This is a genomic window from Haliea sp. (genome assembly GCF_040221975.1).
Classification (GTDB): Bacteria; Pseudomonadota; Gammaproteobacteria; order Pseudomonadales; family Halieaceae; genus Haliea.
The window spans coordinates 84,860-110,797 of record NZ_JAVJWR010000007.1 but is presented as its reverse complement, the minus strand read 5'-3'; the positions used below and the strand labels follow the sequence as shown (position 1 = coordinate 110,797).

The window sequence follows — 25,938 nt, the reverse complement described above, 5'->3', positions numbered from 1 at the left end:
GACCTTGCCACGGGGGCCTTGCCATGACCGACCCGCTGACCGAGCGTGCAACAGCGCCCGGAACTTCCGCCGAACCGCTGTATGCCATGGCAGCGCATGACAGCCTGCCCGTCGCCGGTGCAGTACTGCTGCTGGTCAGGGCCACCGGTGCCCGCCTCAGCGTGACCGCGGATGTCGCTGTGGCGCTGCAGCAGTGTACGGCCTTCCGTTCCCTGCATGACCACGCCCAACATCTGGTACAGCAGTTCCCCCAACTTGGTGGCAATGTGGCTGACGTGACGCGGGTACTGCAGCAGGTCAGGGATGCCGGTCTGTTGCTGCCGGCAACGCAGGTTTGCGGGCAGGTCAATGCGCCCACGGCGGACACTGCCGACCTCGATCGCACGGTGGCCTGCATCATTACCTGTGATCGCCCCGCAGCCGTTGAGCGCCTGCTGGAATCACTGTTGCGCGGCGCCAAACTGGCGCGGCAAAAGCAGTTGCTACTGATCGATGACTCCCGCGAAGCGGCCAACTGCACAGCCAACGCGGCGGCGGTCGAACGGTTCAACCTGTTGAGTCCAGCGTCGATGCGCTATTTCGGTCCGCAGGAGCAGGCACAGTTGCTCCAGTACGCCATTGCCCAGCTGCCCCGGCATGAAACCGGGATCCGGTTCCTGTTGCAGCGTGAACTCTGGCCGGGGGTGCCGACTTACGGTCGCGCGCGTAACCTCGCACTACTGCTGACTGTGGGCGAGCGCTGTATCATTCTGGACGACGACGTCCTGTGTGCAGCGTATACGCTGCCATACCGGCAGGCAGGTGTGGCTTTTAACGACGGTGGCCGGCAGGCGGATTTCTACCGCGATGCCCGGGACTGGCAGCAGCTTGCCGTGAAGCAGGATTTCGACCCGCTGGTTGGCCACGGCCGCTGCCTCGGCATGGGCCTGCAGCGGGCGCTGCACACCCTGGGGCACGATAGCCTGGAGCAGTCGCACCTGGCAGAGGCCGGCGCTGGCTGGTGTGGTCACATCAATGCGGACTCGCGGGTGCTGGTCACCCAGAGCGGCTCTCTGGGTGATCCGGGAACCAGCAATAACGGCTGGCTTGTCAATCTGGAGCCGACTTCGCTGCAGCGCATGCTGGCCCGACCGGGTGGTCTTGGCGCTGCCCTGTCACTGCGCGAGAACTGGCTGGGCCAGGTGCAGCCCACCTTCACCGTGCGTCCGGTGATTTCCCAGGTAACCGGACTCGACAACCGGGCGTTGTTGCCGCCCTACTTCCCCGCCCTGCGCGGGGAAGATCAATTGTTTGGCGGCATGCTGGATTTCCTCCATCCGGACTCGCTGACCCTGGAGTACGACTGGGCCGTGCCGCACCTGCCTCTGGAGGAGCGCAGAGGCAATCCCGCGGGTGATCCAACGGTTCCCAGGGGGGGCTTGAACCAGATCGTGGGCTATATCGACGAGGTGCAGCCGGAGGACCCGGGTGTCGGCCTGGCAACGCGCATGGCATTGCTGTGTTGTCGTTTCGAGGAACTCGGCGAACTTTCGGACGCGGGGCTTGCCGCCCGTTTCCGCGCAGGGCTGGCGCGGCTGCAGGCCGCACACCTGCAGACCCTGGAGGAGCGTTTCCGGGACTCGTCCGCTCTCGGGGAGGACTGGCGGCACTATCTGGAGCGCAACCGGCAGGCCTGTGTTGCTGCGCTGCAGCAGTCGTCCGGCCTGGCGGATCTGCCCGGGGTGCCTGCGGCTATGGGCAGCGCGGCGGTGGCCGCGGCGATCCGGCAGCGGGCCAGGGGCTTTGCGGCAGCCCTGCGTGGCTGGGATGAACTGAGGGAAGTCTGCCGCCACCACTAGCGGGCCGCCGGCGCTGACACACCGCGCCGAGAGCCCTGAAGTCGTCGGCAGCCCGGCCCTTGGTATCAGCGGTCCTTGCGGGCACTGGCAAAGGCGGCTGCCAGCGCGGTGGCCGGCGCCCTGGCCGTGTCCCCACCCTTGCGCGGGCCCTGGCTGTCTTTGCCCCCTGGCCGGGGCTTGCCGCCGTCACGGCGGCTGTCCTGGCGCTGCTCGCGAGGCTTCGCCTCGGCCTTGTCATTCAGGCGCATGCTCAGGGCAATGCGCTTGCGCGGCTGGTCCACTTCCATCACCTTGACCCGGACCACATCGCCTGCCTTGACCACGTCCCGGGGGTCCTTGACAAAACGGTCCGCCAGCACCGAGATATGCACCAGACCATCCTGGTGTACGCCGATGTCGACAAAGGCGCCGAAGTTGGTGACATTGGTCACGGTCCCTTCCAGCACCATGTCCGGCTTCAGGTCAGAGATCTTTTCCACCCCTTCCTGGTAAGTGGCCACGCGAAACTCCGGCCGGGGATCCCGGCCGGGCTTGTCCAGTTCCCTGATGATGTCGGTCACCGTTGGCAAGCCCACGCTGTCGGTGATGTAGTCCTGGGGGCGCAGGCCGCGAAGAAACCCTGAGTCGCCGATAATACTGGCGAGGGGGCGCTGCTGGCGTGCGGCGATCGCTTCCACCACGGGGTAGGATTCCGGATGTACCGCCGACGCGTCCAGCGGGTTGTCGCCGTTGCTGATGCGGAGGAAACCCGCCGCCTGCTCGAAGGTTTTGTCGCCGAAACGTGCCACCTTGAGCAGTTCCCTGCGGCTGGCGAAGCTGCCGGCCTGGTCGCGGTGGGCGATGATATTGGCGGCAAGGTTCTGGTTCAGCCCGGAAACCCGGGCCAGCAGGGGCACTGACGCGGTATTCACATCCACGCCCACTGCGTTGACACAGTCTTCCACTACCGCATCAAGCTGTCGCGCCAGCTGTACCTGGCTGACGTCGTGCTGGTACTGACCGACGCCGATGGACTTGGGCTCGATCTTCACCAGTTCAGCCAGGGGATCCTGCAGGCGCCGGGCGATGGAGACCGCGCCGCGGATGGTGACATCCAGGTCCGGGAACTCGCGCGCGGCAAACTCGGACGCTGAATAGATCGAGGCGCCCGATTCGTTGACCATCACCTTGCGGCATTTCAGCTCCGGCTGCTGCAGCAGCAGGTCGCCAACGAACTTGTCGGTCTCCCGGCTGGCGGTGCCGTTGCCGATGGCTATCAGTTCGACATGGTGTTCGCGGATCATCCGCAGCAGTTCCGCGGCCGCTTCCCGGGTGCGGTTCTGGGGCTGGTTGGGGAAAATGGCGCCGTGATCCAGCAGCTTGCCGTTGGCGTCGACCACTGCCAGCTTGACCCCGGTGCGGAGGCCGGGGTCCATGCCGATGGTGGGTCGCGCCCCCGCCGGGGCCGCCAGCAGCAGGTCTTTCAGGTTGTTGGCAAAGACCTCGATGGCCTCCCGCTCCGCGCGTTCCCGCAGCTGGGTCAACAGGTCGGTCTGCAGGTGGGTCAGGAGCTTGACCCGCCAGGTCCAGCGCACCGTTTCCGCCAGCCAGCGGTCCCCCGGCCGGCCCTGATCCCGGATCCGCCAGTAGTCGCCGATCATTGCTTCGCAGGGGTGGGCGTCGGTGGGCTTTTCCTCCGCATCCAGGACCAGGTTGAGCTGCAGGAAGCCTTCGTTGCGACCGCGGAACATGGCCAGGGCGCGGTGGGAAGGTACCCCTGACAGGGCTTCGGTGTGCTCGAAGTAGTCGCGGAACTTGGCGCCCTCGTTTTCTTTTCCGGTCACCAGGCGCGAGGCCAGCAGGGCGTGTTGCTGCAGGAAGTCCCGCAGCTGTGCCAGCAGGTCGGCGTCCTCGGCAAAGCGCTCCATGAGAATCTGGCGCGCCCCGTCAAGGGCGGCCTTGCTGTCAGCCACGCCCTGGTCGGGATTGAGAAAGGCCGCGGCTTCCTGCTCCGGGTCCAGTCCGGGGTTGGCGAGGAGCGCATCTGCCAGTGGCTCCAGGCCGGCCTCGCGGGCGATTTGGGCCTTGGTACGGCGTTTGGGCTTGTAGGGCAGATAAAGATCCTCCAGCCGGTTCTTGGTGTCGGCCGCCAACAGCGCCTGCTCCAGCTCCGGGGTCATCTTGTCCTGCTCGGTGATCGACTTGATGATTGCGCCACGGCGTTCGTCGAGTTCCCGCAGGTAGCGCAGGCGTTCATCCAGATGGCGCATCTGGGTATCATCCAGGCCGCCGGTCACCTCCTTGCGGTAGCGGGAAATGAAGGGCACGGTGGCGCCCTCGTCGAGCAGGCCGATGGCGGCGCTGATCTGGCTTTCCCTGACGGCAAGTTCTTCGGCAATGCGCTGTGAGACTGTTTTGGTCATGCTGGTTCTGGGTATCCGGAGATGTTGCGGGAAGGGCATTATGCGCGAGCCGCGGTGGGAAAACGATCTGGTTTTTTCGGCGGATTTGTGGCTGTGGCTTGCGCTTCGCAGGACTGGCCTATACTGGTGGCAGGCAACCGGGAGAATTGTTCATGAAGACCCTGCACCTGTTGCGCCACGCCAAATCGGACTGGAGTGGACCCGGAGTCGACGACCGCGATCGTGGTCTCAATGCCCGCGGTGAAAGGGATGCGCCCCTTATGGGCGCTGCCCTGGCACAACGCCTGCGGCCTCAGGTGATCGCCGTCAGTCCCGCGCGCAGGGCGCAGCTGACCCTGGCCGGTGTCTGTTCGGGCTGGCCAGCTGTTGCCGGTCTCTCCCACCGCACGGAAGAGGCCCTGTACACCTTCTCCGTGGGCGACCTGCTGGCATGGCTGGAGAGTCAGCCGGACAGCGAGGCATCGCTGTTTCTGATCGGTCACAACCCCGGGCTGACCGATCTGGTCAACTGGCTGGCGCCGAAGGCCGGGCTGGTGAACCTGCCGACGGCAGGTTACGTCCAGCTGCACCTGGCCACCGACCACTGGCGTGAGCTGCGCGACTGCGATGGGGAGGTGCTGCTGGAGCTGTTTCCCCGCGACCTTGGGTAGGTGCGGCCGGCTAGGTGCGGCCGGCCAGGTGCGGCCGGCCAGGTGCGGCCGGCCAGGTGCGGCCGGTTGTGTCCCCGGCCGGGACCCCGACTAGGCGCCCCCGGCTAGGCGCGCCGGTGGGCGCTGGTGTAGTCGATGGCTGGCCCGGCGGGCACGATACCGCTGGGGTTGATGTTGCGGTGGGATGCATAGTAGTGGGTCTTGATGTGCTGGAAGTCCACCGTGTCGGCGATACCGGGCAATTGGTAGATGTCGCGGATGTAACCGGGAATGTGGTGGTAGTCTTCAAGGCGCTGGCGGTTGCACTTGAAATGCCCGTGATAGACGGCATCGAAGCGGATCAGGGTAGTGAACAGGCGCACATCCGCCTCGGTCAGGTTGTCGCCGGCGAGATAGCGTTGGCCGCCCAGATGCGAATCGATGTGGTCCAGTTCAGCAAAAAGCTCGCGATAGGCTTCCTCGTAGGCGTCCTGGGTGGTCGCAAAACCGGCCCGGTAGACGCCGTTGTTGACCGCGGGGTAGATCCGTTCATTCCAGCGCTCGATATCCTGCTGCAGTGTCCCGGGGTACAGGTTCAGGGTGTTGCCGGTGAGGTCGTCGAATGCGCTGTTGAGCATGCGGATGATGTCGGCGGATTCGTTGCTGACGACAGTGTCCCGCTGCCGGTCCCAGAGCACGGGCACGGTCACTCTGCCGGTGTAGTCCGGATCCACACGGGTATAGATCTGATGGTGAAACTGGTGGCCGTGGACGCGGTCGCCTGTGCTGCCTTCCGCCTTGTTGTAGGTCCAGCCTTGCTCCAGCATCAGCGGGCTGACCACTGATACGTCAATCAGCTCATCCAGACCTTTCAGGCTGCGCACGATGAGGGTTCGATGTGCCCAGGGGCAGGCGAGAGAGACATACAGGTGATAGCGCCCGCTCTCGGCGGCAAAGCCACTGTCACCGCTGGGTCCGGCGCTGCCGTCAGCAGTGACCCAGTGGCGAAAGCGGGCGCTCTCGCGGACGAAGCGACCCTCGTTGCTGTCCGTGTCGTACCAGACGTCCTCCCAGTTGCCGTCGATCAGCATTCCCATGGTCGATTTCCTCTTTGCGTGACAAATCGTTATTTTGTGTTCGACCAGGAAGAAATTAAATCGCAATAATACGCAAGTACGATTCGATAAATTCGAAACTAACGCTGGGCCTGCCCAAACAGCCCGGCCAGGTGGCAGGTGGCAGGGCCGGCCCGGTCGCGGTCCGCAAAGGTCAGGTAGAGCGTCGCGTGGCGCCGCGCGCCCTGCTCCAGTTTCAGTTCCCGCAGGTTGCCGCTGGCGAGGCCGGCGCTTACCCGGGACAGTGGCAGCCAGGCGAAACCCAGGCCGCGGCTCACCATTTCTACCGAGGTTGCAACATGACTTACCGTCCAGCGCTGCTCCGCCCCCAGCCAGCCGGCGTCTGCGCGTCGGCCCAGCGCCGAGTCACGAATCACGATCTGACGCTCCCGCTGCAGGTCCTGCAGAGTGAGCGGGCGCCCGAGCTGGTGCAGCGAATGGCCGCTGGCGGCGACGGCGACAAACTCGGTGCGCAGGACTGGATCGCCGAGGAATCCGCCCGGGACTTCCGCCGCCACCAGCAGGTCGACTGCGGCCGCGTGCAGCAACTCTGCGCCCCCGGAGAGCACGGTCTCAAACAGCTCCACCCGGGTATTGGGGTAGGCTTCGGAGAAGGTTTGCAGTACGGCTGCCAGTTGCTGGCAGGGGTAGAGTTCATCCACGGCCAGGCTGATTTCCGCCTCGGTGCCCTTGGACAGGCTGCCGGCTATATCCTCCAGTTGCGTCGCCTGGGCCAGCAGTTGATTGGCCCGCCGCAGCATCAGCGCGCCGGCTTCGGTCAGCCGCGCCTTGCGTCCCACGACCTCCAGCAGAGGCAGGCCGAGTTGGTCCTGCAGCTTGTGCACGGCATGATTGATGGTCGACTGGCTTTTGTGGATAGCCGCTGCGGCCTGGGCAAAACCGCCGTGTTCGACCACCGCCTGCAGCATGCGCCACTGTTCCAGGGTTGTACGATTCATGGGTTCACCAAGGTTCTATAAAGTCGAAAGAATTTGGCGAAATTATGCGATTTATGTCCCAAAAATACGAGAGTACTCTCAGCATTCACCAGGGAGAGTTGATCATGTCCGACCGTACCATCCAGGAAGTCCGCCGCGCCCACCCCAGCCGCGATGGCGACGGGGTCGCCATCCAGCGTGTCGCCGGCATGCAACACGCGGCCATGGACCCCATCCTGATGCTGGATGAGTTGCGTGCCGAGCGCCGCGAAGACCTCGGTGGCGGGTTCCCGTCACACCCGCACCGGGGCATGCAAACCCTGACCTACATGAAGCACGGCGGCATCATTCATGAGGACAGTCGCGGCAACCGTGGCGAAATCCGCGGTGGCGGGGTGCAGTGGATGTCGGCTGGACGCGGCATCATTCACTCGGAGATGCCGACCCGGGACACCCGGGGTCTGCACGGCTTCCAGCTGTGGATCAACCTGCCGGCGGCGGAGAAAATGGGCGAGCCCCGTTACCGGGATATTCCCGCAAGCGCACTCACCGCACTGGACGGGCGCGGGTTCCGGGCGCTGGCGATCGCTGGCGAGTGGCAGCTTGCAGGAGGTACGGTAACGGGGCCGCTGCACGAGCTGGCGCCCCGGGCCGGTGTGCTGGACCTGCATTTGCAGGCGGGAGCCGAGATCAGCCTGGAGCTGCCGGCCACTGAAACCCTGCTCGCCTATATCTACGAGGGTGCTCTGAGGCATGCGGACAGGTCACTGGGCGAGTGTCATCTGCTGGTTACCAGCAGTGGCGAGCGCTGGACTTTGCAGCCGGGGACAACGGGTGCATCCCTGCTGTTGTTGCGCGGTGAGCCCCTGCGGGAGCCCGTGGCGCAGTATGGGCCCTTTGTCCTGAACACCGCGGCGGAGATTGAGCAGGCTATCAGGGATTACCAGAGCGGGCTGTTCGGCTGACAGCCGGGAGTCCCCGATCGCCGCAGCAACGGCTGCCGCAGCATCGACTGCCGCAGCAACGGCTGCCGCAGCAACGGCTGCCGCAGCTGCGTTTGCCGGCCGGCAGTGTTAGGCTAGCGCTTTTGTCTGGGGGAGAACTGCGCGATGCGGCGAACATTGGCCGTCATCCTGGTGTTAATGCTGACAGGCTGCGGTGCCAGCCAGCCATCCGCGCCACCACCGCCGCCCGAGCCTGCGCCCGTGGAGAGTCCAATGCTACAGTGCTCTTCGCCGCGGCCCCAGGTCTGCACCATGGAATACAATCCGGTCTGCGCCCGACTTGGGGACGGAGGCGTCAGCATGTATTCCTCGCCCTGCAACGCCTGCGCCGACGACAGCGTGGTCGGCTACCTGCCTGGAGCCTGTGCCGATGATTGAGAGTGCATCATGAGCCTGACCAATCGCATTCTCATCGGCATGGTCGCGGGTATTCTCCTCGGGTCCCTGCTCAATGTCATGCTCGGTGGTGCCGCGCTCGCGGACAGCTATCGCATGGTGGTCAATGACTGGCTGGTCAACGGGATCCTGGATGTCATCGGCCGCATCTTTATCGCCTCGCTCAAGTTGCTGGTGGTGCCGCTGGTACTGGTGTCGCTGATTTGCGGCTCCAGTGCCCTGGGCGACAGTGCGCGCATGGGGCCCATCGCCCTCAAGACCATTGGCTTCTACCTCGCCACGACCGCGCTGGCGATTACTGTGGCCCTGCTGGTGGCTGTGGCCATCAGCCCGGGGTCGGGGGTGGAGTTGGCGGGGGAGGCCGATTTTGTCGCCGCCAAGGCGCCGCCGCTGGTGGACGTGTTGGTGGGTATCGTGCCCTCCAACCCGATCCAGGCGATGGCGGAAGGCAACATGCTGCAGATCATCGTGTTCGCCCTGTTGTTCGGCTACGCCATCTCCCACGCCGGGGAATCCGGGCGCCGGATAGCCAGTTTCTTCAGCGACACCGAAGCGGTGATCATGAAGATGGTGCTCATCCTGATGAGCTTCGCGCCCTACGGGGTGTTTGCCCTGCTGGCGAAACTGTTTGCGGAAATGGGCATCGGCGCAATCATGGATCTGGCCGCGTACTTTTTTACCGTCCTGGGCGTACTGCTGTTCCACGGTCTGGTCAATTACAGCCTGCTGCTGAAGCTGTTCTCGGGAATGTCACCGCGCGTGATGTTGACCAAAATGCGTCCGGTCTGGGCCTTTGCCTTCAGCACCGCATCCTCCGGCGCCACATTGCCGGTCACCATGCGCACGGTCGAGCATCGCCTGGGGGTGCACAACACGGTCGGGGGCTTCACCGTGCCGCTGGGCGCCACCATCAATATGGACGGCACGGCGATCATGCAGGGCGTGGCCACCGTGTTCATTGCCCAGGTCTACGGGGTGGAGCTGTCCATGGTTGCCTACCTCACGGTTATCCTGACGGCCACCCTGGCCTCCATTGGCACCGCGGGTGTCCCCGGGGTCGGCCTGGTCACCCTGGCGCTGGTGCTGGAGCAGGCTGGCCTGCCGGTCGAGGGTGTGGCACTCATCATCGGCGTCGACCGGTTGCTGGACATGGTGCGCACCATGGTCAATGTCACCGGTGACGCCACCGTCGCCGTCATTGTCGGCAAAAGTGAAAATCAGCTCGATGAGGCCGTCTTCAACGACCCGCGGGCTGATCTGGAATCCAATCGGGAATAGCGCATGTCCATTCAGGTGACCATCGTGCCGGTCACGGCCTACCAGCAGAACTGCTCCATCATCAAGTGCCTGGCCAGCGGCCGCGGCGCCGTAGTCGATCCCGGTGGCGATATTGAGCAGATACTGGAGGCGGTGCGCAAGATGGACGTGGTGATCGAGAAGATCCTGCTGACCCACGGCCACATGGACCACTGTGCCGCCGCCGATGTGCTCCGGCAACAGCTGGGGGTGAAGATCGAGGGGCCGCAGAAAGCCGATGACTTCTGGATCGCCAGGCTGCCCGAGTGGTGCCAGATGGCCGGGTTCCCCCACGCCGACGCCTTCGTGCCGGACCGCTGGCTGGAGCAGGGTGATACGGTCACCGTTGGTGAACAGACCCTGCAGGTATTCCACTGCCCCGGACATACCCCCGGCCATGTGGTGTTCCTGCACGCAGAGCAGCGTGTCGCCTGGGTCGGCGATGTGCTGTTCCAGGGCTCCATCGGGCGCACCGATTTTCCCCGCGGCGACCACGCCCAACTCCTCAGCAGTATCCGCGAGCGCCTGTTTCCGCTGGGCGATGACATCACCTTCGTGCCGGGCCACGGGCCCACCTCCACCTTCGGCCAGGAGCGGCGGACCAATCCGTTTGTGGCGGATGCGCGGTACGGGTAAAGCTTCGTGGTATTGGCGGCTTCGTAGCCCGTCACCATGCGCGCCGAACCTGTGCCGGGACACGCCGTGAATACGTCCCTGTAGGCTCGTATCGCGCATCCATGCGCTCAACGGTCCCGGCACAGGTTCGCCCCACATGGCTCCTGCTTTGCGATGAATCCCCTTGCAATTCACTTCCCACGGCCCCGGTCAATCCTGCTTCGCGCACTGATCCTGCGTGCGTGCGTCCGTCTGGCGGAGCAGCCTCGCCAAGTTGCCGTGTGCCATGTCAGGAACTACGCTCGCAGGCACAGCTTCGCCCCGCATAGCGGTGTTTCCCAGCTAACAAGGTGCCAATCTTCGAGCGCGTGAGGACGGCGGTGCGTCTGGTCCCGCGTGGGACCGTTGACGGCATGGATGCCGTCACCGAGCCTACAGGGATGTATTCACGGCGTGTCCCACGCGGGACCAGACGCGGCGGCGTCCATCCCTGCCAGAGCGCCCTCGTTTCGACACCGGGTGTTGCTCTCCTGTGATCACTGAATGATCTTGATCCAGTCCCCAGTCCGCGGTTCGCCGCGTGGGTAGAAGCCGTTGAGGAGCCGCAGCCGGGCCTCGGCCTCGGGGATCTGGATGCTGGCGGCGAGGCTGGCGAAGGTGGCACCGCGGGGTACCTGGATGTAGCGGACATGGCGCTGCTCGCCCGCCTGCCGCTCCTGCGGATGCAACGGGCGGAAGCTTTCGATCAGCGCCAGCAGCGCGCTGTCAGCGGCGCTGAAGTCGTCCGCCTTGCCCTCGAACAGGTACTGCCAGTTGTGGTTGATGACTGCCACACGGCGCGCCTCGTCGCCACTGCGGGCGATGGCGGTATAGCCCTCCAGTCCCGCCTGCTCCAGCGCTGTGCCGTCACTGAGGTTGCCGGCAGCCGCCGCCGTCAGCGCCTGTTCCGTGGTCTGGCCCGGATCGGGTCGCTTCAGGGTCAGGGTCATGCGGGCACTGCCGTCCGGGGCGCTGGCGACGATTGCCGAGCTGCTGCTCTGGACCTGCCAGCCGGGGGGATGGGCGAAGCTGAAGCCAAGCTTGTTGTGATAATAGCGGTCGTCCTCGCGCTGGATCCTGGGACCCCAGGGCAGGCCATCGGTACGGCGCTGGAATTCACCGGGCAGGGCGGGATCCTCCAGTACCTGGCCGCGGTCCAACTCGTTGGCGGCGCGGATCACGGTCTGTAGCCGCTGGTCATTGCGCGGGTGGGTGGCGTAGAGGCCGTGGTAGGTGCCCGCGGGCTTGCCGGCGGCGCGGGCATTGAGGCGCGCAAACTGTTCCTGGTCCTTGAGCACGCCGATCACCCGCAGCAGCGCGTCCGGTTCATAGCCGGCCAGGTGCATGTACCGGGCCCCGAGGCCGTCGGCTTCCAGTTCATGCTCGCGGCCATAGCCCCGCACCAGCTCGGTGCCGTACATGCCGGCGGAGTCCATGATGTCGCGGCTGCCGGTCAGCACGCCCGCGGTAACTGCGAGAACCGAGGTGGTGATGGAGCCGGCGCGCTGGCGCGCGGCATGGCGGGCGGTGACGTGGGCGAGTTCGTGTCCCAGCACGCCGGCCAATTCGGCTTCCGAGCCCAGATAGGCGAGCAGGCCGCGGTTGATATAGACGTAACCACCGGGCGTGGCAAAAGCATTGATGTCGGGGCTGTCGATCACGGTAAAAGTGAAGTTCATGTCGGGGCGGTCGGCTACCGCGGCCAGGCGCTGGCCGACCCGGGTGACATAGGCCTGCAACTCGGCGTCATCGTAAATGGCACCCTCCCTGAGAATCTCCTGGTGCATCTCCTCGCCAATCCTCGCCTCCTTGCCCTGGCTCATGACCACCACGCTGGCACCGCCGGTGGCGGGATTGCTGGCACAGCCGCCCAGGCCAGAAAGCAGCAGGGCAGAGACGAGGGCAAAGGGCAGGACGAGGACGTGGCTCATGGTGTCTCCGGGTAGTTCGGGGAGAGGAATTCCAGCAGCTGGTCGCCGATGCTGTCGCAGGCCGTTCCCTGCACCGGGGCGATGATCGGGATGGGTACCACTACTGCCGGCATGTAGGACTGGCCGCTGGCAGTGGTGCTGATGCGTCCGACTTCAGCGCGGTTGCTGAAATCCCAGATGGTGGCTTCATAGTTGGCGTCGTTGGACCATGTCCCAAAGCCAAAGCAGCCGGCGCCCCCCGGACCGATTCCGCAGGTCATGGAGCCGGCGGAGTCATTGCGCACGGTGCTGCCGTCGATCCAGATCATGTACTGGGTTTGCAGGTTAGCGAAGGTGCGTGCCACGTCATCGTGCTCCAGCAGCCGTTCCAGGTCGGCCGGCCGCAGGGGTGCGGTGCGCGGTTCAAACCACGGGTACAGCGCGTTGAGGAACTCCAGTTCGCCAATCACGCTGATGGACTCGTCCCGCGACGAGACATGATTGCCGACGCAGCGGATGAAGTCTGGTTCGGTTTCATAGTCACTGGCATGGCGACGCCCGAGGATCACTACCGAGGCATCGCCGATGCCCTCGGCGCCGGGTGTGTTGAACACCATCTGGTCCACTGTGGAGTTGACGCAGCCCGCCAGCCAGGGCAGCAGGCAGGCGCCGATGGCGAGACCTCGCAGATTCATGGCTGCGCCCCCTGTCTGGCGGGTTCCCCGGCGCGGGGCAGGCTGTCCAGCCACTGCGCCACAGCCGGCACACGGGTAAAGCTGCTGGCGAAGTGGGCGCCGGCATCCCGCAGGGCGACAATGGCGGCCAGTCGTACCGCGCCTTCATCGCTCTGCATGAATGCGGTCGGGGTCTTGCCATAGGCGGGCATGGTCCAGTCGGCGATGGGCTCGCCGCCGGTAGTGACCAGTTGCAGCCGGTAGCGCATCCAGATCTCGTAGACCTTGACATTGGTATGGGCGGGGATGGCGTACTGCAGCTCGTCCACCTCAGGCAGCAGCACCGCATCCACCACCGGATTCATCTGCCCTGGCCCCGGCTTGCCATTCATGTAGACTACCTTGCGGAACATGCCCTTGAGCAGAGTGTCCCACAGCTCCACCTGGGCCTGGCCGGTATTGACCAGCCAGCTGGATTCGGCGCGACCGCTGGCCTCGTCGAAGAACTCGTGATTGGCGAACTCGTCGTCGTACCAGACGCCGATGGTCAGCGGCAATTTGTTCATTACCGGTGACGGGAACTCGCTCTGCACCATGACCTGCTTGGTGCCGCAGGCGGCCAGCGCCAGGGCCAGCAGGATGGGGGCCAGCCAGCGCTCAGGGCCGGTAGTCATTGAGCCCGACAAAGGTGCCTCCATTGCGATAGGTCATTTCTCTCATCAGGGCCGCGAAGCGGTGCGCGGTATTCTGTTGGGCGGGAGCCTGCGAATAAAGTACGGGAAAGCCGACCGCGTGGATCCGTATCAGGCGCTGGTCGCCGCTGTCCCGGTTCAGGCGGTCGACAACGCCCAGTACCTGGCTGATGGAGCCGCCGGTGAAGTCGTCGCCGAAGACGTAGATACTGATTCGCTTCTGGCCGTCGTAGAAGGTCCGGATCGCCTGGGTAATACCCTCCACCGGGCTGGAATTGCTGAACACGTTCCAGTTGCGCAGATTCTGGATGATGGCACTGCGGCGTGCCGGGGTGTCCGGAATCCACTGGCCCCGATAGCGGCTGAACATGTAATCGCCCATGTCGTTCATCACCTGAATACCCTTTACCTCAGGGTAGATGCTCAGGACCGACTCAAGTTCCCGCAGAACGCGCTCCCAGGCGTAATAGAACATGGAGCCGGACGTGTCGATCACAAAGATAATGTACTCGCTGTCGACCGGAATGCCACCGATATAGTTGTTGTTGACCTGTTGCTGCCGCGCCTGCAGGCGTTTCTGTTCCTCGGTGAGCGACTGCCGTGCCAGCGCCAGCTGTTCGGAGACAATGTCGTTGGTGTTGCTGCTGACCTGTAGACTGTCGTGGCGGGAGCGGGTGGCGGCCAACTGCGCCTGCAGGATGGCGATGCGCTCGGTGTGCTCGGAGAGCTGCTCCCGGCGTGCGTTGAGGTCGCGATTGAGAATGCGGGCTTCGCCGCGAATCTCGAACACCTGGGCCTGCAGGTCCGCTACCTTGCCCTGCAGGTTGACGGTCGAGGCCTCGATGATCTGCGGTTGCACGGTCTTGGTGATCATCAGCAGCAGGATGATCGCGCCGAAGCCACAGCAGATCACGTCCAGGAAGGACAGGGAAAACTCTTCAATTCCGCGGCGGCGCGTGCGCATCAGCAGCTCCTAGGGCCAGTCACGCGAGGGCGTCATGAAGCTGCCCCGGGTGGCCTGGGCCAGTTGCCAGAAGGCGGAGGCGGCCATGGGGTCGCCTTCCATCGGCGCCAGTATGACATTCACCGGCAGGTTGCGCGGCAAGCGCCGGATCGCCTGCTGGTACAGGTCCAGGCGCTGCTTGCCGCTCACCGTGTTGCCGCGGGGCGGGCTGGTGCCCTGGGTGGGTAAACCGTCGGTTATCAGGAAGACGTTGTCCGGTGCCGGGCTCAACTGGTTCAGGGCCAGGAAGGCGTTTTCGAGGCTGGTGCCGCCCTGGGGCAGCAGTTCACGCAGAGCCTTGCTGACGGATTGCAACTGCGGTTGATTGGCGACCTCCAGCCACTGGCCCGCGGTGCCCGCCAGCGCCGGCCGGGCTTCGGTGTTGAAGGTGATGACCTGGTAATTGGCCCCGACCGGCAACTGCGCCGTCAGCCAGTCCACCGTATTCAGTGCCCGGCTCCATTTTTCGGCCCGGCGCTGCAGATCGGGCCCCATGTTGCGCAGGCGGATGATATTGACCACGCGGTCCGCCAGCATGCTGGCGGAGGTGTCGAAGAGAATGACGATATGGCGTCCGCCCAGATTCAACCCGGTCAGGTACTGGCGGTTGCCGTCGCCAGTGAACTCGCGCGCGCTGCGACCGGTGGTTTCCTCGGCGGATTCCCGCAGCCGTTTTACTTCCTCCTCAAGGGCCCGGATGTCGGCCTTCAGCCGTTCCAGGTCAGTGCTGTCGCTGCTGTCCTGCCGCAGTGATGCGATCAACGCCTCGTACTCGCTGATCTGCTCCGTGACCCGTGTGGCCCGGCCCCGGGCCTCGACGATTTGCAGATCGACCTCGTCGAGGGCATTGCGCAGCCGCACCAGCCCGGCCTCGCCGTCGCTGATATCCTCCTCCAGCAGGTTGACCTCGGAAAGCAGGTCCCGGTTCAGCTCACGGGACTGGACTTCAATGGAGTGGTCAATGATCAGGAACACCAGCACCACGGCCCCGAAACCGCAGGACATGATGTCCAGGAAGCTCAGGTTGAAAGTGGTAAAGCCGCGCTTGCGCCTGGCCATGGTGGTTTACGCCTGGGTGCTGACGGTGATCAGCAGGGCGTCCGTGCCATCCGGCAGGCGCAGACGGTCACCGCTGGCGACGACTTCGCTGTCCCTGGCGGGCTGACCGTTGCGCTCCAGGACACCGGCCCCGCGGGCGGCATGCAGCCGCCAGTGTCCGTTCTCCCCCTGCAGCAGCGACCAGCCGTCGCCCAGGGAGGCGCCATCAGCGAGCAGGGGGCGGGCGCGACTGCCCTGCAGCAGATGGGTTGGTTGCGGAGGTACCGGTTGTGCAGCGGCCGCTGCGGGTGTCGGCGCGGCGGACTCTGCGTCGCTGGTCCGTTGCCCTCCCAACTGGGGCAGGCTGTTGACGAAAACCAGCGCCTCGGAGCGCTGCACCAGCAGGGCCTCGTGGGCCGCCAGTGCCCGCGGCAGGTCGGCTGCGTGCAGCAGTGTCCCGGACAGGCGTTCCCGCAGACCGGGCAGCAGCGCCGTGAGCGGGTCCAGCAGCAGGGTGACGCCGGACTCGCCCAGCGCGCTGCTGACGCTGCTGGCGAGGGTGGTACTGGCGGCCTCCAGGTCGCCGCGGGCGATACGGGCGTGATAGCCGTTCACCGTCAGGCTGGCTTCATTGCTCTGCTGCAACTGCTGCAGCACTGTTGGCAAGGCGTCGTAGAGTTGTTGCTCGGTTTCCGCCCGGCGCCGGGGGTCAAAGCGTGTCTGGCGGATGAAGGCCGTGGCCGCGGCTTCCACCACCCGCTCCTGCAATTGCAGCAGCCCGCTGGCGGGCAGGGCTGTCGCCCGCTGGAAGGTTACCGTGCCGTTCTCTGCCCGCAGTTCGCTGAGCAGAGCCTGGTGGAGCTGGATTTCCAGATGGAACAGGGGGCCGTCGGCGGCGTGGAGGCTGGCCAGGGCAACACTGCGATTGACCAGTCCCACCGCATCGAAGGGGCACTGCTGGATGATTCCCAGCAACAGGGCCAGCTGCTCCTTGTGCATGCTGCCGGGGGCCGCCAGCAACAGTTCGCCGGGGCTGCCGGCTGCGCTGTGCAGGTCCAGAAGGTGGGCATGGACCAGGTCGGCGCTGTGGCGGGCGGGGCCGAGGGCCGGTTGCAGGGGGTCGGTACTCAGCTGCCACCAGTAGCGGGTGGAGACTTCCCGCGGGCGCAGCCGGGCGGCGGCCCGGGCATCGCTGCCAAACCGGTAGCGGCCGCCTTCCAGCAGGGCATAGCCCGGGCTTTGCAGACGCTTGTCCCCGTGCCACAGCTGCAGGTTGCTGTCGTTGATGTCGAGGCAGGCCACGGCCATGTCAGTGCGCCACCAGGTGCCGCAGCAGGCGCTTGTCGGCGTAGCGCTGGCAGTCCAGCACCAGCTTCTCCTGGGACTGCTGCAGCTGGTGCAGGCAGAACATGATGATGATGCTCAGTACCAGCGCCACAAAGGTGCTGTTGAAGGCCACGCCCAGGCTGACGGTGACTCCCGAAATGTCACCTTCCACCGCCTTGTAGGCCTGGGACAGGGCGTCGCCGATACCGCGTACGGTGCCGATGAAGCCGATGGAGGGAATCGCCCAGGCGATATAGCGCACCATCGACAGCTCTGAATCCAGCCGGTCCGACTCCACTTCACACTGCTCCCTGATGGTGTCGGATACCGCCTGAATGCTGCCGGTGGTGGCAAAGCGCTGCAGTGCGGTGAGCAGGGTGCGCGGCAGCAGGTACTCCTGCTCCTGTGCCGGCAGTGCCTCCAGCGAGCGGCTGTACTCGCGCGCATCCTCCGGCAGCAGGGTGGTGCCCTCGGGAATATCCAGCAGCGAGCGTTCCAGCAGCGCCTGCTCGCGCAGGGCGCCGCGGCCCTTGTAGGCCATGATCGCCAGCGCCCAGAGCAGCAGAATGAAGCAGGCCTCCTGCTCAAAGTCGCGAATCACCACGGCGATGGTGCGCTTGGGCACGAAGTCCTCCCCCGCCGCCTGCCGCGTCATCTGCTCCTGCAGCTGGGTATCGGCGCTGGGCCGGATCACGCCGACGTACAGTGCGTGCACCACGATAATCGCGATCAGCAGGGCAAACAGCTGGTAGGTGAATTCCGGGGACAGTTTTGTTTTCATCATTGGTTCCTAGATATCCACGGGAAACGAGACCGAGAGATCCTCGGAGATCTGCTCCGAGGCCTCGTACTCAAAAGGTGAGCCGGCAGGTCGTGCGGGCGCCGTGGTTTCGGGCTCGGGTTCGGGCTCTTCGGGATCGGCATCCTGGGCGGCCAGGGGCAGCGCCAGCAACAGGGCCGCGAGCAGGGCGAGCGGCAAGCGGCGGCGTGGACTCAGCATGGGCACTTACTCCGCATAGCGTGCAATCCGGAATCCTACGTCATCGCGTCCGGCTTGCCCATAATCGCGATAGGACAGGCGCAGTTCCGACAGCCGGCCCAGGGCCCAGCTGGCGCCGCGGATGACGTAGTTGTCGCCGCCCTGGGGACCGGTGGGATCGGTCTCCGCGGCGGCGTTGGCGGGGGCTATCTGGTAGACGTCGTGCACCCACTCGGCGACATTGCCGCCGAGGTCGAACAGGCCGTGATGATTGGCCGGGAAGCTGCCGACTGTGGCGCTTACCACCTGGCCGTCGTTGTAGCCGCTGATGGTGCGCCCGGTGACGTAGGCGGAACTGCTGTCGGCGTAGTTCTCCACTACCGCGGTGGGTGGGAACGTGTCTCCCCAGGGGTAGGTCAGCAAGCGCTCGCCATCGACCCGCGCTGCCCAGGACCACTCCGCCTCGGTGGGCAAGCGGTAGCCGGTGGACGCTGCGTTGAACCCGGTGACAATGCCCTGGGCCTGGGTATAGAAGGGCTCCAGTCCCTCGCGCCGGCTGAGCCAGTTGCAGAATTGGGCGGCCTGCTGCCAGCTGACCTGGGCTACTGGCTGGTGCTCGCGGTTGAGGCTGTTGCCCTGTACCTGGCCAGAGTTGTGGCTGGCCAGGAACTGGCGGAACTGGGCATTGGTGACCTCGGTGGTCTGCAGGTAGAACATGCGCCGCAGGTTCACCGGCCGCAGCACTTCATTGGCGCGCCGGCCGGGCTCGCGCCGGGAGGCACCCATGGTGAACTCGGCGGGGCCGGATTCCCCGGGGATGAACAGGCTCAGGGTCTGGCCCAGGGCGGTGGTGACTTCGGGCTGCAGTTTGCTCAGTTTGGCTTCCTGCTCAGTCTGCAGGGCGATGTCGATGCGCTGTTCCAGGCCCGGCCGCGGGGTCAGGCGCTGGCTGCTGCTGCGATAGCCCGCGAGGCTGACCTCCACTCTGTGTTCCACCGCCGGCAGGGACAGGGACTGGCTGCCGCGTCCCAGCAGGCGGCCGTTGACCCGGACTTCCGCTTCCGGCGGGCTGACCTGCAGGTCGATGGCGCCGAGCTGAGCCGCAAGGGTGATCGCTTTGTGCTCGCTGACCCCCGCCGCCAGCTGCACGGTTTCGCTGTGGCGCCGGTAGCCGGGACGGGTCAGCATCAGGCGTTGGGCGCGGTCGGGTTCCAGATTCAGGCTGAGAGGCGTCTGCCCCTGGAATTCGCCGTCGAGGGTGACATTGGCGCCGCTGGGGGTGCTGCTGAGCTCCAGTATACCCGCGGCGGGCAGCAGCTGGACGGTGTCCAGCTCAGTGTCCTCACCGGCAGTCACAGCCAGCGTCCGCTGCCAACTGGCGAAGCCGGGCAGGCGCAGCAGCAACTGGCGCTCGCCCTGAAGCAGCTCCAGGGTTGCCGGGGTGAGGCCGACGGGTTCGCCATCGACCAGGATCTCGGCGCCGGCGGGCTCGCTGCTGATGTCGACAGCGGCCCAGGCGGGCGCCAGCACCTGCTCTATCGTTTCCGACTTGCCCCTGCCGGTGACCGAGAGTGTAGTGGTCACCGGCAGGTAGCGGGGGTGACTCAGCGCGAGCTGGTATTCACCCGGGGCGAGCTCCAGCGACTCCAGCGGCGTATCCCCGAGCGGCTCGCCATTGAGACTGACCGCTGCGCCGGGTGGCTGCGAACGTATGTCAACCAGTCCCGGCAGCGGTTGCAGGCTGAATTCGAAGCGCTGGCTGTCCGCTTTGGTGACGGTGACGCTTGTGGTCAGGGGTTCATAGCCGGGCGCGCTGATGTCCAGGCTGTACTCGCCCGGGCGCAGCAGGTAGCGGCCGCCAAAGGGCAGGTGCAGTCCGCCCAGGCTGACGTCAGCGGGGGCCGTGGAGTCGACGCTGATTTCTACCGAGCGGGCGGTGAACAGGAACAGCATGGCCAGGGCAAACACCAGCACTGCGCCGGGAACCAGCCAGCGGCGCCAGTTGGGTCCGGTTCGGGGAGGCGGCGCGGCAGCGCTGTCCAGGGGCTGGAAGGCGCTGGGGGTGATGGTTTCGCTGCGGTTTCCGGGCGCTGTCATTCAGATCGGTTCCGTGCAGGCGATGAATATTGGTGGCGGGGCTTCGCCGTGGCGAACGGTAAAGGTCTGGCGCACATCCCGGTAGCCATCGCGGCTGCCGACAGCGGTGTAGGTGCCGGGCCGCAGCTCCAGGATGCGCTCCGCGAACTGCCCCAGGCGGGCCACCCGCTGTACCAGCACTTCCGTCTGCTGGTCCGAGCGCAGGGTCACTGTCAGCGGTGTCGTGGCCTGCACCAGCGCCTGCTCCAGTTCGGCCAGCTGCCCGGCCAGGACCGGACCCAGTGGCGACAGCGTCCGCGCCTGCCGCAGGACCTTCTCCAGGCTCGCAGCCACGGCCGGGTCCGCCAGCCGCTCGGGAGCGTCCAGCGCATCCCGCAGCTGCCGGTCCAGGCGCGCCCTGGGCTGCGCGCGCGCCAGGCCCTCCTGGGCGAAGACGATGGTGGCGTCCAGTTGTAGTGCCTCCTGATAGCGAGCCACGGCATCTTCCCAGTCCTCGCTGTCCTCGAGGCTGCGGCCCTCGCGGCGCAGGCCGGCAAGGCGGGCAGCGGTCTCGGCGCTGCGCAATTCCGCCAGCGCAGTGCTGACCTCGGCACTGTCCGCCTGCAGCGTGCCGGCGCGCTGGAACGCACTGCCGGCCTTGTCGAAGCTGCCCTGGTCCAGAGCTTCGTAGCCCTCGCTCATGGCGCGGTGGAATCGTTGCTGGTTGTGGGCCGCCGTTACTCGAGCCAGTTGCTCTTGCGCACGCTGGCTGGCCGGGTCCAGCTCCGCCGCGTCCCGGAGCTGTTGCTCCGCCGCGGCCAGGTCACCATCAGCCTCGGCTGCAGCCGCCGCGGCCAGCAGTGCCTGCAGAGCCTTCATTGACTCCGCGCGGGTTGTCAGCGCAGCCAACTCGGCGTTGTCGGGCTCAAGCAGGGCCGCCTGCTCCAGGGGTGCAGCAAGCGCTTCCCTGTCGCCGGCCTCCAGCGCCGCCGCCGCGCGCTGTAGCGCATCCTCGAGAATATCCGGCATGGCAGCTTCCAGTGCCTGCAGTTGGGCGAGGCTGTCCTCGTACTGTTCCCTGGCAGCGGTGAATTCGCGCGCCTGGTAGTGGGCGTCACCGCGCGCTGCCGCCTCGGTGGCGCTCGTCAGAGCCGCCGTCGCCCAGCTGGCGGCACCGCGTTCCTCAAGCTCGAATTGCAATGGCAGCAGCTGGGCGAGCACATCCTGGGCCTCCTTGCGCAGCCGGGCCTGCTGGGCGTCGGACCAGGGGCTGGCGGCCGGTTCCGCAGTGGGCTCCCGGGGGGGCGGGGCGGTCTGGGCGCTGGCGTTGCCGCCGCGCGTGTCAGGCGCCGCTGCCGGCGTTGCCACCGGGGGCTGCAACTGTCCTGGCAGCCAGAAAATGACTGCCAGGGCGAGGGCCAGCAGGACAAGCAGTGCAGGTACCAGCCAACGCTGGCTGCCGGCGGCCGGTGCCGCGGTGCTGAAGGCAGCGGTCCCAGCCTGCGGCTCGGCGACAGCGAAGGGAGTCGGTTTGACGGGTTCGTTGGGGCTGGACATGCAGTCTTGGGGGCCTTGCCGCTGGGGTGCGGGAGTCAGGGGGTGGTCGGGGCGTCAGGAAGCTCCAGCATACCAACTTCCGCCCGATAGATATCGGCCAGCAGTTCCCGCCACTGTGCATACTGTTCCTCGACGTTGCCACTGAGCATGACCGTGCGGTCCTCCAGTTCGATGACCTGGGGGGTAATCTCCGCCTCCAGGGACATCCCCAGCTCTTCCAGCGCAGCGACATGAATCTGCGCTTCCGCGCGTTTCTCCAGGCCGCTCTTGAGCATGTAGCCGCCGCCGATGATGGCGACGTTTCCGGCCGCCCGGCTGGACCGTTCGCTGCTGCCCGCCGCGTAGATACCGGCGAGGATGGCGGCGCCACCCGCGATCATGCGACGCCGGCTTTCGGCCTGCAGCTCCTGCAGGGCAATGGCTTCCTCATAGCTCATGCGGCGCCACTCCTGGTACGGCACCTGCATTTCGCCGCTGAAATGGCCGTAGTGCTCCTGCAGCGTATCGACGAACAGCTGGTCGCGTTCGCGAATACTGCGGATCCGTTCCAGCATGGGATCTTCAGCCGCCGGCAGCCGCTTGACCACCAGGTTGCCCTTGCGGTTCTCCTGCAGGTAGCCGTCGAAAGCCTCCGGGGAGAAGCTGCGGGCAAACAGCAGTTCGGTAACCAGCCGGATATCTTCCCGCTCGGCTGTTTTCAGGCTCTGCTGCTGCCGCAGGAGGTCGTTGGCGATCATGTGATAGATCGCCTGGAACGGGTCGTAGCTGCTGCGGGTGGTGCTGTTGTAGGCGTAGCGACTGGCGTGGGCGGAGTAGTTCTTGTCCAGCCACTGCTGGCCGCGGGTATCGCTGGCGCGGATGTGCAGCGCCAGTTCCTCGCCGTCCGAGCTGAGGATAGTGCCCTGTACCAGCAGGTCGACCGCCTGGCGGTCGCTGGGAATGACCCGCACCGCGCCCCAGCCGCCGCTGTTCTGCATTGCCTCGGCCAGCAGGCGGGGCATGAAGCGCGCCTCGGCCTTGCGCACTTCCGGGTAGATTTGCTGCTTTTCGTCGTAGTCGTCGAGGCCGGGGTCGAAGACCAGGATACCGACGTCCAGCAGCAGTTCTTCCGGCAGTGCCTGCGCCGGCCGTTCCAGCGGGGGCACCGCAGTGGTCTTGATGGTCTGGCTGATACAGGCTGGCAACAGCAGCAGCAACAGCAGCGCCACAGGCAGTCGGAATCTCGCCGTCATGGCTTGATGCCCTTGTACTTGCGGTACTCATCCCAGAGCTTTTCCCGCACCGCGGGATCGGGCTCGCGCATGGCGGCTTCCCGCAGCTGGCGGGCGACCACGTCATCGTCATTGCCACTGGGGATGTCCTCAGGCGGCGGGTACTTGGCGGGATTGGCCGGCGGGGAGCCGCCAGGAGTACTGACGCTGCCCCTGCCGCCACCGCCAGCACTGCCGGCCGCGGCGACTTCCTCGCCGTAGGGGCCTTCGCGGCCTCCGCCCGCGCCACCGCCGGCCGCCTCCGGCTCCGGCGCGTCTGGTCGGCTACTGCTGCGCCTGGCGCTGCGCTGGCGGGCCTGTTCTTCCAGGATCATGCTGTCGAAATCGCCGCTGCTGGACTCCAGGCGCGCGTCGAGAATCGCTACCTGTTCGGCGGGTGTCAGCGGCCCGGATCCCATGCCACCTGGCGCGCCGGGCAGATTGCCCGCGGCGTCCCCATCGCCGCCAGCACCGCTACCGGCCTCGCCGCCGCCCTCGCCGCCCCCGTTGTCCTGGGTACCGTCACCGGAAGCACCCATGGCCGCCTCCAGTGCGGCCAGTACACCGGCGTCCATGGTCGGGGTGTCGCGCATGTCCGGCAGGGCTTCAGTGCCGGCACTGGCACTGTCACCAAAGCCGGGTTCGGCGCCAGCCTGCCCGTCCGCGGCGCCAGCGGGACTGCCGGCGCTGGCATCGGCCTGGCCGCGGCTGGCAATGTCGCCATCGCTGCTGCCGCCGGCTGGTACCCCGCCGCCCGTCGTCTGGTCGCCGTCGGTGCCAGTGGCAGGCGCGCCACCCGCAGTGGCGGCACTGCCCGCAGGCGGCGCGGAGCTGCCCGCGCTGGCCGGGCTGCTTTGGCTGCCACTGCTGCCACTGCTCGAGGGTGGGGGTGTGCTGGCGCCCGGTGCAGAGGGCGAAGGCGGCTGGGACTGGGGCTGGGTGGGATTGCTGGCGCTGGGGCAGCCGGCCAGCAACAGGCACAGGCCGACCGTGGCCGCGCCGCGCAAGCCGGAGAGGAGTTTGCTGCTGTCAGGATTTGCTGTCATAGGCCACTACAAGGTTTTCAGTGTCCACCGGCTCGCCGGTTTCAAGGTCAAAACGGGGTCGGAAAGGCGTCTTGCGCAATTTGCGCATCAGCCGGTTGGCGAATCCGTCAGCTTCATCATTCTCGTCCACCCGGCTCAGCCCCGTGACCTTGCCGTCGGCGGTTACCGCGAATTCCAGCAGTATATCGCCACCGTCACTGCCCGGCAGTGGCGGGTGTTGATCCAGCCCTGCTACGGACGGCAACGCCACCGGATCCGCAAACAGCTCCGCTGCTACCGGTTTGGCATCGGCATTGCCGGCAAGTTCCCCGATCGCCTCGCGGTAGATTGCCACCGCCTCCTCCCGTTCACCGTGCCACAGCATCCAGTCGCCGAGCATGGTCAGGGCCCGGGCGGGGGCGGCGGGATCGCGTTCACTGTGGATGCGTTCCAGATCGTAAATGGCTTTGAGTACGGCCACCCCCTTGTTGTAATTGTCCTTGCGGTAACTGCCGACGCGGGGCCGCGAGGACTGCTCGTGAAAGCCCTGACCAGTGCTGAAACCGGGGCCATCCTGCCATTGCAGGTCCGAGACCAGGTACTGTGCCTGCAACATGCCGTACAGCGGCTGCAGCAGCTTGATGGAGGTCTCTCCCTCCGCCGCCAGAATGTCGTTCAGAGCCAGGCGATTGAACTCCCACATCTGTAGCAAGCGCTGCGCGGGTTCCTCATCCAGCCTCAGCAGGTAAGCCTGGCGTTGCCAGTCGGCCTGCTGCAGCAGCGCCGGCGCCCGTTGTACAGGATCCTGCAGGGCCCGCTCCTGGACGCGGTACAGGTAGCGCTGGCGCTCGTCCACGGCGCGATAGTCCGCCAGCGCATGCAGGCTTCTTATCTCGGATTCCAGCAGGGGCAGTTGCTCGGTACTGTAGAGCCCGCTGCTGACACGCGCCAGGTGGGTGCCCCGCTTGAAGACCGCAGCGGCTTCTGCGTGATGTCCTTCCTGTTGCAGGGACAGGCCGAGACTGAGGAGGCGCTCTGGCAGCGCCGGGCTGTAGGCACCGTGCTCTCTCTCCAGCAGGGCGATGGCTTCCCGGTGCTGCTGGTCCGCGAACAGGGGCGTTGCCAGCAATGAGCCGGTGAGCAGCAGGGTCTTTAATCGCAGTGCTTTCATGGCAAATGTCACCCTCGCGTTCGCGCTTGCGAGTACCGATGTCTGGCGACGAGTTCCCCCCAAGTATATACATTTCCCGGAGTCCCACACAAAATACGGCCCGGCACCGTTTTCGGTGCTGTTTTTCGTTCATGAATTGTCCAGTGGAGGTGCCATGCCCCGGCCTGACCAGAGCAGCCAGTTTGCCGTTGAAACCGCCGTCCGGCGCCAGGCCGAAGACCTCTGGCTGGGTGAGCTGCACGCGGGCTGGAGGATCGGCGCAGTCCCCAACGGGGGCTATGTGCTGGCAGTTGCCGGTCGTGCCCTGAGAGAGGCGCTGCCGCACAAGGACCCGCTTGCGATCAACGCCTTCTACCTCGCACCCACCACCCTGGGGCCGATTGAATGCCGTGTCGAGTTGTTGCGGGCGGGGCGCAATACTACCCACGCCATGGCCAGGCTGTACCAGGAGGGGGAGTTGAAGGTGCAGGTGACCGCAGCCTACACGGATCTGGGGCAGCAACAGGGCCCCGTCTGGTCCGCCGAGCCACGCCCGGTCTACCCCGGCTGGGAAGACTGTGTCGCCGGTGGTGACAGCAAGCTGGAGTTTCGGCAGCGAGTGGATATCCGCTTCGTGGACGGCACCGGGGTGTTTCGCGGTGAAGCCCCCGGTGGCCGCGGCGAATTCCGCGGCTGGGTGCGACACGTCGACGGCGCCGATGCGGACGTGATTTCCCTGCTGATGTTTGCCGATGCCTTCCCGCCTCCGGTCTTCGATGTGGTGGGCCTGGTCGGCTGGGTGCCGACGGTGGAGCTGACGGTGCAGGTGCGCGCGCATCCGGCGCCGGGGCCCCTGCAGGCGCGGCTGTTTTCGCGGCACCTGACCGAGGGCGTGGTGGAGGAAGACGGCGAGTACTGGGACAGTGAGGGCCGGCTGGTGGCAATCAGCCGGCAGACGGCCAAGGTCAGGCTGCCGCGACCCTAGT

Annotated in this window: 23 protein-coding genes; 7 read left to right on the top strand and 16 right to left on the bottom strand. The window is 66.0% G+C overall.

Translation table 11 applies throughout. From position 1 onward, the window contains the following. Positions 1–23 precede the first annotated feature (23 nt). Positions 24–1,838, top strand: coding sequence for a hypothetical protein (locus RLO07_RS02240; protein ID WP_462290506.1), 1,815 nt, complete (start codon positions 24–26; stop codon positions 1,836–1,838). Between the two features lie 65 nt (positions 1,839–1,903). Here RLO07_RS02240 and RLO07_RS02235 read toward each other — a convergent pair whose 3' ends face one another. Beyond that, entirely contained in the window at positions 1,904–4,240 is a 2,337-nt protein-coding gene (locus RLO07_RS02235; protein ID WP_462290505.1) for a Tex family protein, read from the bottom strand. A gap of 152 nt (positions 4,241–4,392) precedes the next feature. On the opposite strand from RLO07_RS02235, the gene RLO07_RS02230 reads away from it, so the two are divergent. Continuing rightward, positions 4,393–4,890, top strand: a complete 498-nt coding sequence (locus RLO07_RS02230; RefSeq protein ID WP_462290504.1) for a SixA phosphatase family protein — start codon at positions 4,393–4,395, stop codon at positions 4,888–4,890. Positions 4,891–4,994: 104 nt separating this feature from the next. On the opposite strand, the gene RLO07_RS02225 is transcribed toward RLO07_RS02230, so the two are convergent. Together RLO07_RS02225 and RLO07_RS02220 are read right to left on the bottom strand one after the other, a co-directional pair. Next, positions 4,995–5,966 (bottom strand): glutathione S-transferase family protein, encoded by a 972-nt coding sequence (locus RLO07_RS02225; protein WP_462290503.1) that lies wholly within the window; start codon positions 5,964–5,966, stop codon positions 4,995–4,997. A gap of 98 nt (positions 5,967–6,064) precedes the next feature. Next, positions 6,065–6,943: a LysR family transcriptional regulator gene (locus tag RLO07_RS02220; RefSeq protein WP_462290502.1), complete on the bottom strand. Its 879-nt coding sequence runs from the start codon at positions 6,941–6,943 to the stop codon at positions 6,065–6,067. Positions 6,944–7,047: 104 nt separating this feature from the next. Here RLO07_RS02220 and RLO07_RS02215 point away from each other — a divergent pair, with 104 nt between their 5' ends. The 4 genes from RLO07_RS02215 (at position 7,048) to RLO07_RS02200 (ending at position 10,254) form a co-directional block, all read left to right on the top strand. After that, positions 7,048–7,887, top strand: coding sequence for a pirin family protein (locus RLO07_RS02215; RefSeq protein ID WP_462290501.1), 840 nt, complete (start codon positions 7,048–7,050; stop codon positions 7,885–7,887). Positions 7,888–8,178: 291 nt separating this feature from the next. Next, on the top strand, positions 8,179–8,304 hold the full coding sequence (locus tag RLO07_RS02210; RefSeq protein ID WP_462290500.1) for a hypothetical protein: 126 nt from the start codon (positions 8,179–8,181) through the stop codon (positions 8,302–8,304). Between the two features lie 9 nt (positions 8,305–8,313). Then, positions 8,314–9,600 carry a dicarboxylate/amino acid:cation symporter gene (locus RLO07_RS02205; RefSeq protein ID WP_462290499.1) on the top strand — a complete coding sequence of 429 codons (1,287 nt, stop codon included), beginning with the start codon at positions 8,314–8,316 and terminating at the stop codon, positions 9,598–9,600. A 3-nt stretch (positions 9,601–9,603) separates the two neighbouring features. Next, entirely contained in the window at positions 9,604–10,254 is a 651-nt protein-coding gene (locus RLO07_RS02200) for an MBL fold metallo-hydrolase (protein WP_462290498.1), read from the top strand. Positions 10,255–10,769: 515 nt separating this feature from the next. Here RLO07_RS02200 and RLO07_RS02195 read toward each other — a convergent pair. Genes RLO07_RS02195 through RLO07_RS02135 form a run of 13 tightly spaced genes read right to left on the bottom strand, consistent with a single transcriptional unit; the run spans position 10,770 to position 24,973 of the window. Next, positions 10,770–12,203 (bottom strand): M48 family metalloprotease, encoded by a 1,434-nt coding sequence (locus tag RLO07_RS02195; protein ID WP_462290497.1) that lies wholly within the window; start codon positions 12,201–12,203, stop codon positions 10,770–10,772. Further along, positions 12,200–12,877 (bottom strand): hypothetical protein, encoded by a 678-nt coding sequence (locus RLO07_RS02190; RefSeq protein WP_462290496.1) that lies wholly within the window; start codon positions 12,875–12,877, stop codon positions 12,200–12,202. Before RLO07_RS02190 ends, RLO07_RS02195 begins: the two co-directional genes overlap by 4 nt. After that, complete coding sequence (locus tag RLO07_RS02185; protein WP_462290495.1) at positions 12,874–13,542, bottom strand: hypothetical protein; 669 nt, start codon at positions 13,540–13,542, stop codon at positions 12,874–12,876. The genes RLO07_RS02190 and RLO07_RS02185 overlap by 4 nt, the downstream gene beginning before the upstream one ends. Then, positions 13,514–14,512 (bottom strand): VWA domain-containing protein, encoded by a 999-nt coding sequence (locus RLO07_RS02180; RefSeq protein WP_462290494.1) that lies wholly within the window; start codon positions 14,510–14,512, stop codon positions 13,514–13,516. The genes RLO07_RS02185 and RLO07_RS02180 overlap by 29 nt, the downstream gene beginning before the upstream one ends. Before the next feature lie 9 nt (positions 14,513–14,521). After that, on the bottom strand, positions 14,522–15,610 hold the full coding sequence (locus RLO07_RS02175) for a vWA domain-containing protein (protein WP_462290493.1): 1,089 nt from the start codon (positions 15,608–15,610) through the stop codon (positions 14,522–14,524). A 6-nt stretch (positions 15,611–15,616) separates the two neighbouring features. Beyond that, the gene (locus RLO07_RS02170) at positions 15,617–16,897 is read right to left on the bottom strand and encodes a hypothetical protein (protein ID WP_462290492.1); all 1,281 of its coding nucleotides are present in this window, start codon (positions 16,895–16,897) and stop codon (positions 15,617–15,619) included. Position 16,898: 1 nt separating this feature from the next. After that, a complete protein-coding gene (locus tag RLO07_RS02165) occupies positions 16,899–17,696 on the bottom strand; it encodes a MotA/TolQ/ExbB proton channel family protein (protein WP_462290491.1) in 798 nt (265 codons plus the stop codon). 9 nt (positions 17,697–17,705) lie between these two features. Further along, on the bottom strand, positions 17,706–17,915 hold the full coding sequence (locus tag RLO07_RS02160; RefSeq protein ID WP_462290490.1) for a hypothetical protein: 210 nt from the start codon (positions 17,913–17,915) through the stop codon (positions 17,706–17,708). Positions 17,916–17,921: 6 nt separating this feature from the next. Beyond that, entirely contained in the window at positions 17,922–19,991 is a 2,070-nt protein-coding gene (locus RLO07_RS02155) for a PEGA domain-containing protein (protein WP_462290489.1), read from the bottom strand. Further along, complete coding sequence (locus tag RLO07_RS02150; RefSeq protein ID WP_462290488.1) at positions 19,992–21,527, bottom strand: coiled-coil domain-containing protein; 1,536 nt, start codon at positions 21,525–21,527, stop codon at positions 19,992–19,994. It abuts the gene before it with no gap. A gap of 35 nt (positions 21,528–21,562) precedes the next feature. Beyond that, a complete protein-coding gene (locus tag RLO07_RS02145) occupies positions 21,563–22,759 on the bottom strand; it encodes a hypothetical protein (RefSeq protein WP_462290487.1) in 1,197 nt (398 codons plus the stop codon). Beyond that, complete coding sequence (locus RLO07_RS02140; RefSeq protein WP_462290486.1) at positions 22,756–23,823, bottom strand: hypothetical protein; 1,068 nt, start codon at positions 23,821–23,823, stop codon at positions 22,756–22,758. The genes RLO07_RS02145 and RLO07_RS02140 overlap by 4 nt, the downstream gene beginning before the upstream one ends. Further along, complete coding sequence (locus tag RLO07_RS02135) at positions 23,807–24,973, bottom strand: hypothetical protein (protein WP_462290485.1); 1,167 nt, start codon at positions 24,971–24,973, stop codon at positions 23,807–23,809. Before RLO07_RS02135 ends, RLO07_RS02140 begins: the two co-directional genes overlap by 17 nt. A gap of 154 nt (positions 24,974–25,127) precedes the next feature. Between RLO07_RS02135 and RLO07_RS02130 the strand changes: the two genes are divergently transcribed. Beyond that, a complete protein-coding gene (locus tag RLO07_RS02130; protein WP_462290484.1) occupies positions 25,128–25,937 on the top strand; it encodes a thioesterase family protein in 810 nt (269 codons plus the stop codon). The last annotated feature ends 1 nt before the right edge of the window (position 25,938 follow it).

What these genes read in the sequence shown, in the direction of transcription:
- RLO07_RS02235 (WP_462290505.1), bottom strand. Translation starts at nt 4,240, where the DNA reads ATGACCAAAACAGTCTCACAGCGCATTGCCGAAGAACTTGCCGTCAGG.
- RLO07_RS02205 (WP_462290499.1), top strand. Translation starts at nt 8,314, where the DNA reads ATGAGCCTGACCAATCGCATTCTCATCGGCATGGTCGCGGGTATTCTC.
- RLO07_RS02240 (WP_462290506.1), top strand. Translation starts at nt 24, where the DNA reads ATGACCGACCCGCTGACCGAGCGTGCAACAGCGCCCGGAACTTCCGCC.
- RLO07_RS02230 (WP_462290504.1), top strand. Translation starts at nt 4,393, where the DNA reads ATGAAGACCCTGCACCTGTTGCGCCACGCCAAATCGGACTGGAGTGGA.
- RLO07_RS02215 (WP_462290501.1), top strand. Translation starts at nt 7,048, where the DNA reads ATGTCCGACCGTACCATCCAGGAAGTCCGCCGCGCCCACCCCAGCCGC.
- RLO07_RS02220 (WP_462290502.1), bottom strand. Translation starts at nt 6,943, where the DNA reads ATGAATCGTACAACCCTGGAACAGTGGCGCATGCTGCAGGCGGTGGTC.
- RLO07_RS02175 (WP_462290493.1), bottom strand. Translation starts at nt 15,610, where the DNA reads ATGGCCAGGCGCAAGCGCGGCTTTACCACTTTCAACCTGAGCTTCCTG.
- RLO07_RS02195 (WP_462290497.1), bottom strand. Translation starts at nt 12,203, where the DNA reads ATGAGCCACGTCCTCGTCCTGCCCTTTGCCCTCGTCTCTGCCCTGCTG.
- RLO07_RS02225 (WP_462290503.1), bottom strand. Translation starts at nt 5,966, where the DNA reads ATGGGAATGCTGATCGACGGCAACTGGGAGGACGTCTGGTACGACACG.
- RLO07_RS02155 (WP_462290489.1), bottom strand. Translation starts at nt 19,991, where the DNA reads ATGACAGCGCCCGGAAACCGCAGCGAAACCATCACCCCCAGCGCCTTC.
- RLO07_RS02145 (WP_462290487.1), bottom strand. Translation starts at nt 22,759, where the DNA reads ATGACGGCGAGATTCCGACTGCCTGTGGCGCTGCTGTTGCTGCTGCTG.
- RLO07_RS02150 (WP_462290488.1), bottom strand. Translation starts at nt 21,527, where the DNA reads ATGTCCAGCCCCAACGAACCCGTCAAACCGACTCCCTTCGCTGTCGCC.
- RLO07_RS02180 (WP_462290494.1), bottom strand. Translation starts at nt 14,512, where the DNA reads ATGCGCACGCGCCGCCGCGGAATTGAAGAGTTTTCCCTGTCCTTCCTG.
- RLO07_RS02210 (WP_462290500.1), top strand. Translation starts at nt 8,179, where the DNA reads ATGGAATACAATCCGGTCTGCGCCCGACTTGGGGACGGAGGCGTCAGC.
- RLO07_RS02170 (WP_462290492.1), bottom strand. Translation starts at nt 16,897, where the DNA reads ATGGCCGTGGCCTGCCTCGACATCAACGACAGCAACCTGCAGCTGTGG.
- RLO07_RS02200 (WP_462290498.1), top strand. Translation starts at nt 9,604, where the DNA reads ATGTCCATTCAGGTGACCATCGTGCCGGTCACGGCCTACCAGCAGAAC.
- RLO07_RS02140 (WP_462290486.1), bottom strand. Translation starts at nt 23,823, where the DNA reads ATGACAGCAAATCCTGACAGCAGCAAACTCCTCTCCGGCTTGCGCGGC.
- RLO07_RS02190 (WP_462290496.1), bottom strand. Translation starts at nt 12,877, where the DNA reads ATGAATCTGCGAGGTCTCGCCATCGGCGCCTGCCTGCTGCCCTGGCTG.
- RLO07_RS02130 (WP_462290484.1), top strand. Translation starts at nt 25,128, where the DNA reads ATGCCCCGGCCTGACCAGAGCAGCCAGTTTGCCGTTGAAACCGCCGTC.
- RLO07_RS02160 (WP_462290490.1), bottom strand. Translation starts at nt 17,915, where the DNA reads ATGCTGAGTCCACGCCGCCGCTTGCCGCTCGCCCTGCTCGCGGCCCTG.
- RLO07_RS02135 (WP_462290485.1), bottom strand. Translation starts at nt 24,973, where the DNA reads ATGAAAGCACTGCGATTAAAGACCCTGCTGCTCACCGGCTCATTGCTG.
- RLO07_RS02165 (WP_462290491.1), bottom strand. Translation starts at nt 17,696, where the DNA reads ATGAAAACAAAACTGTCCCCGGAATTCACCTACCAGCTGTTTGCCCTG.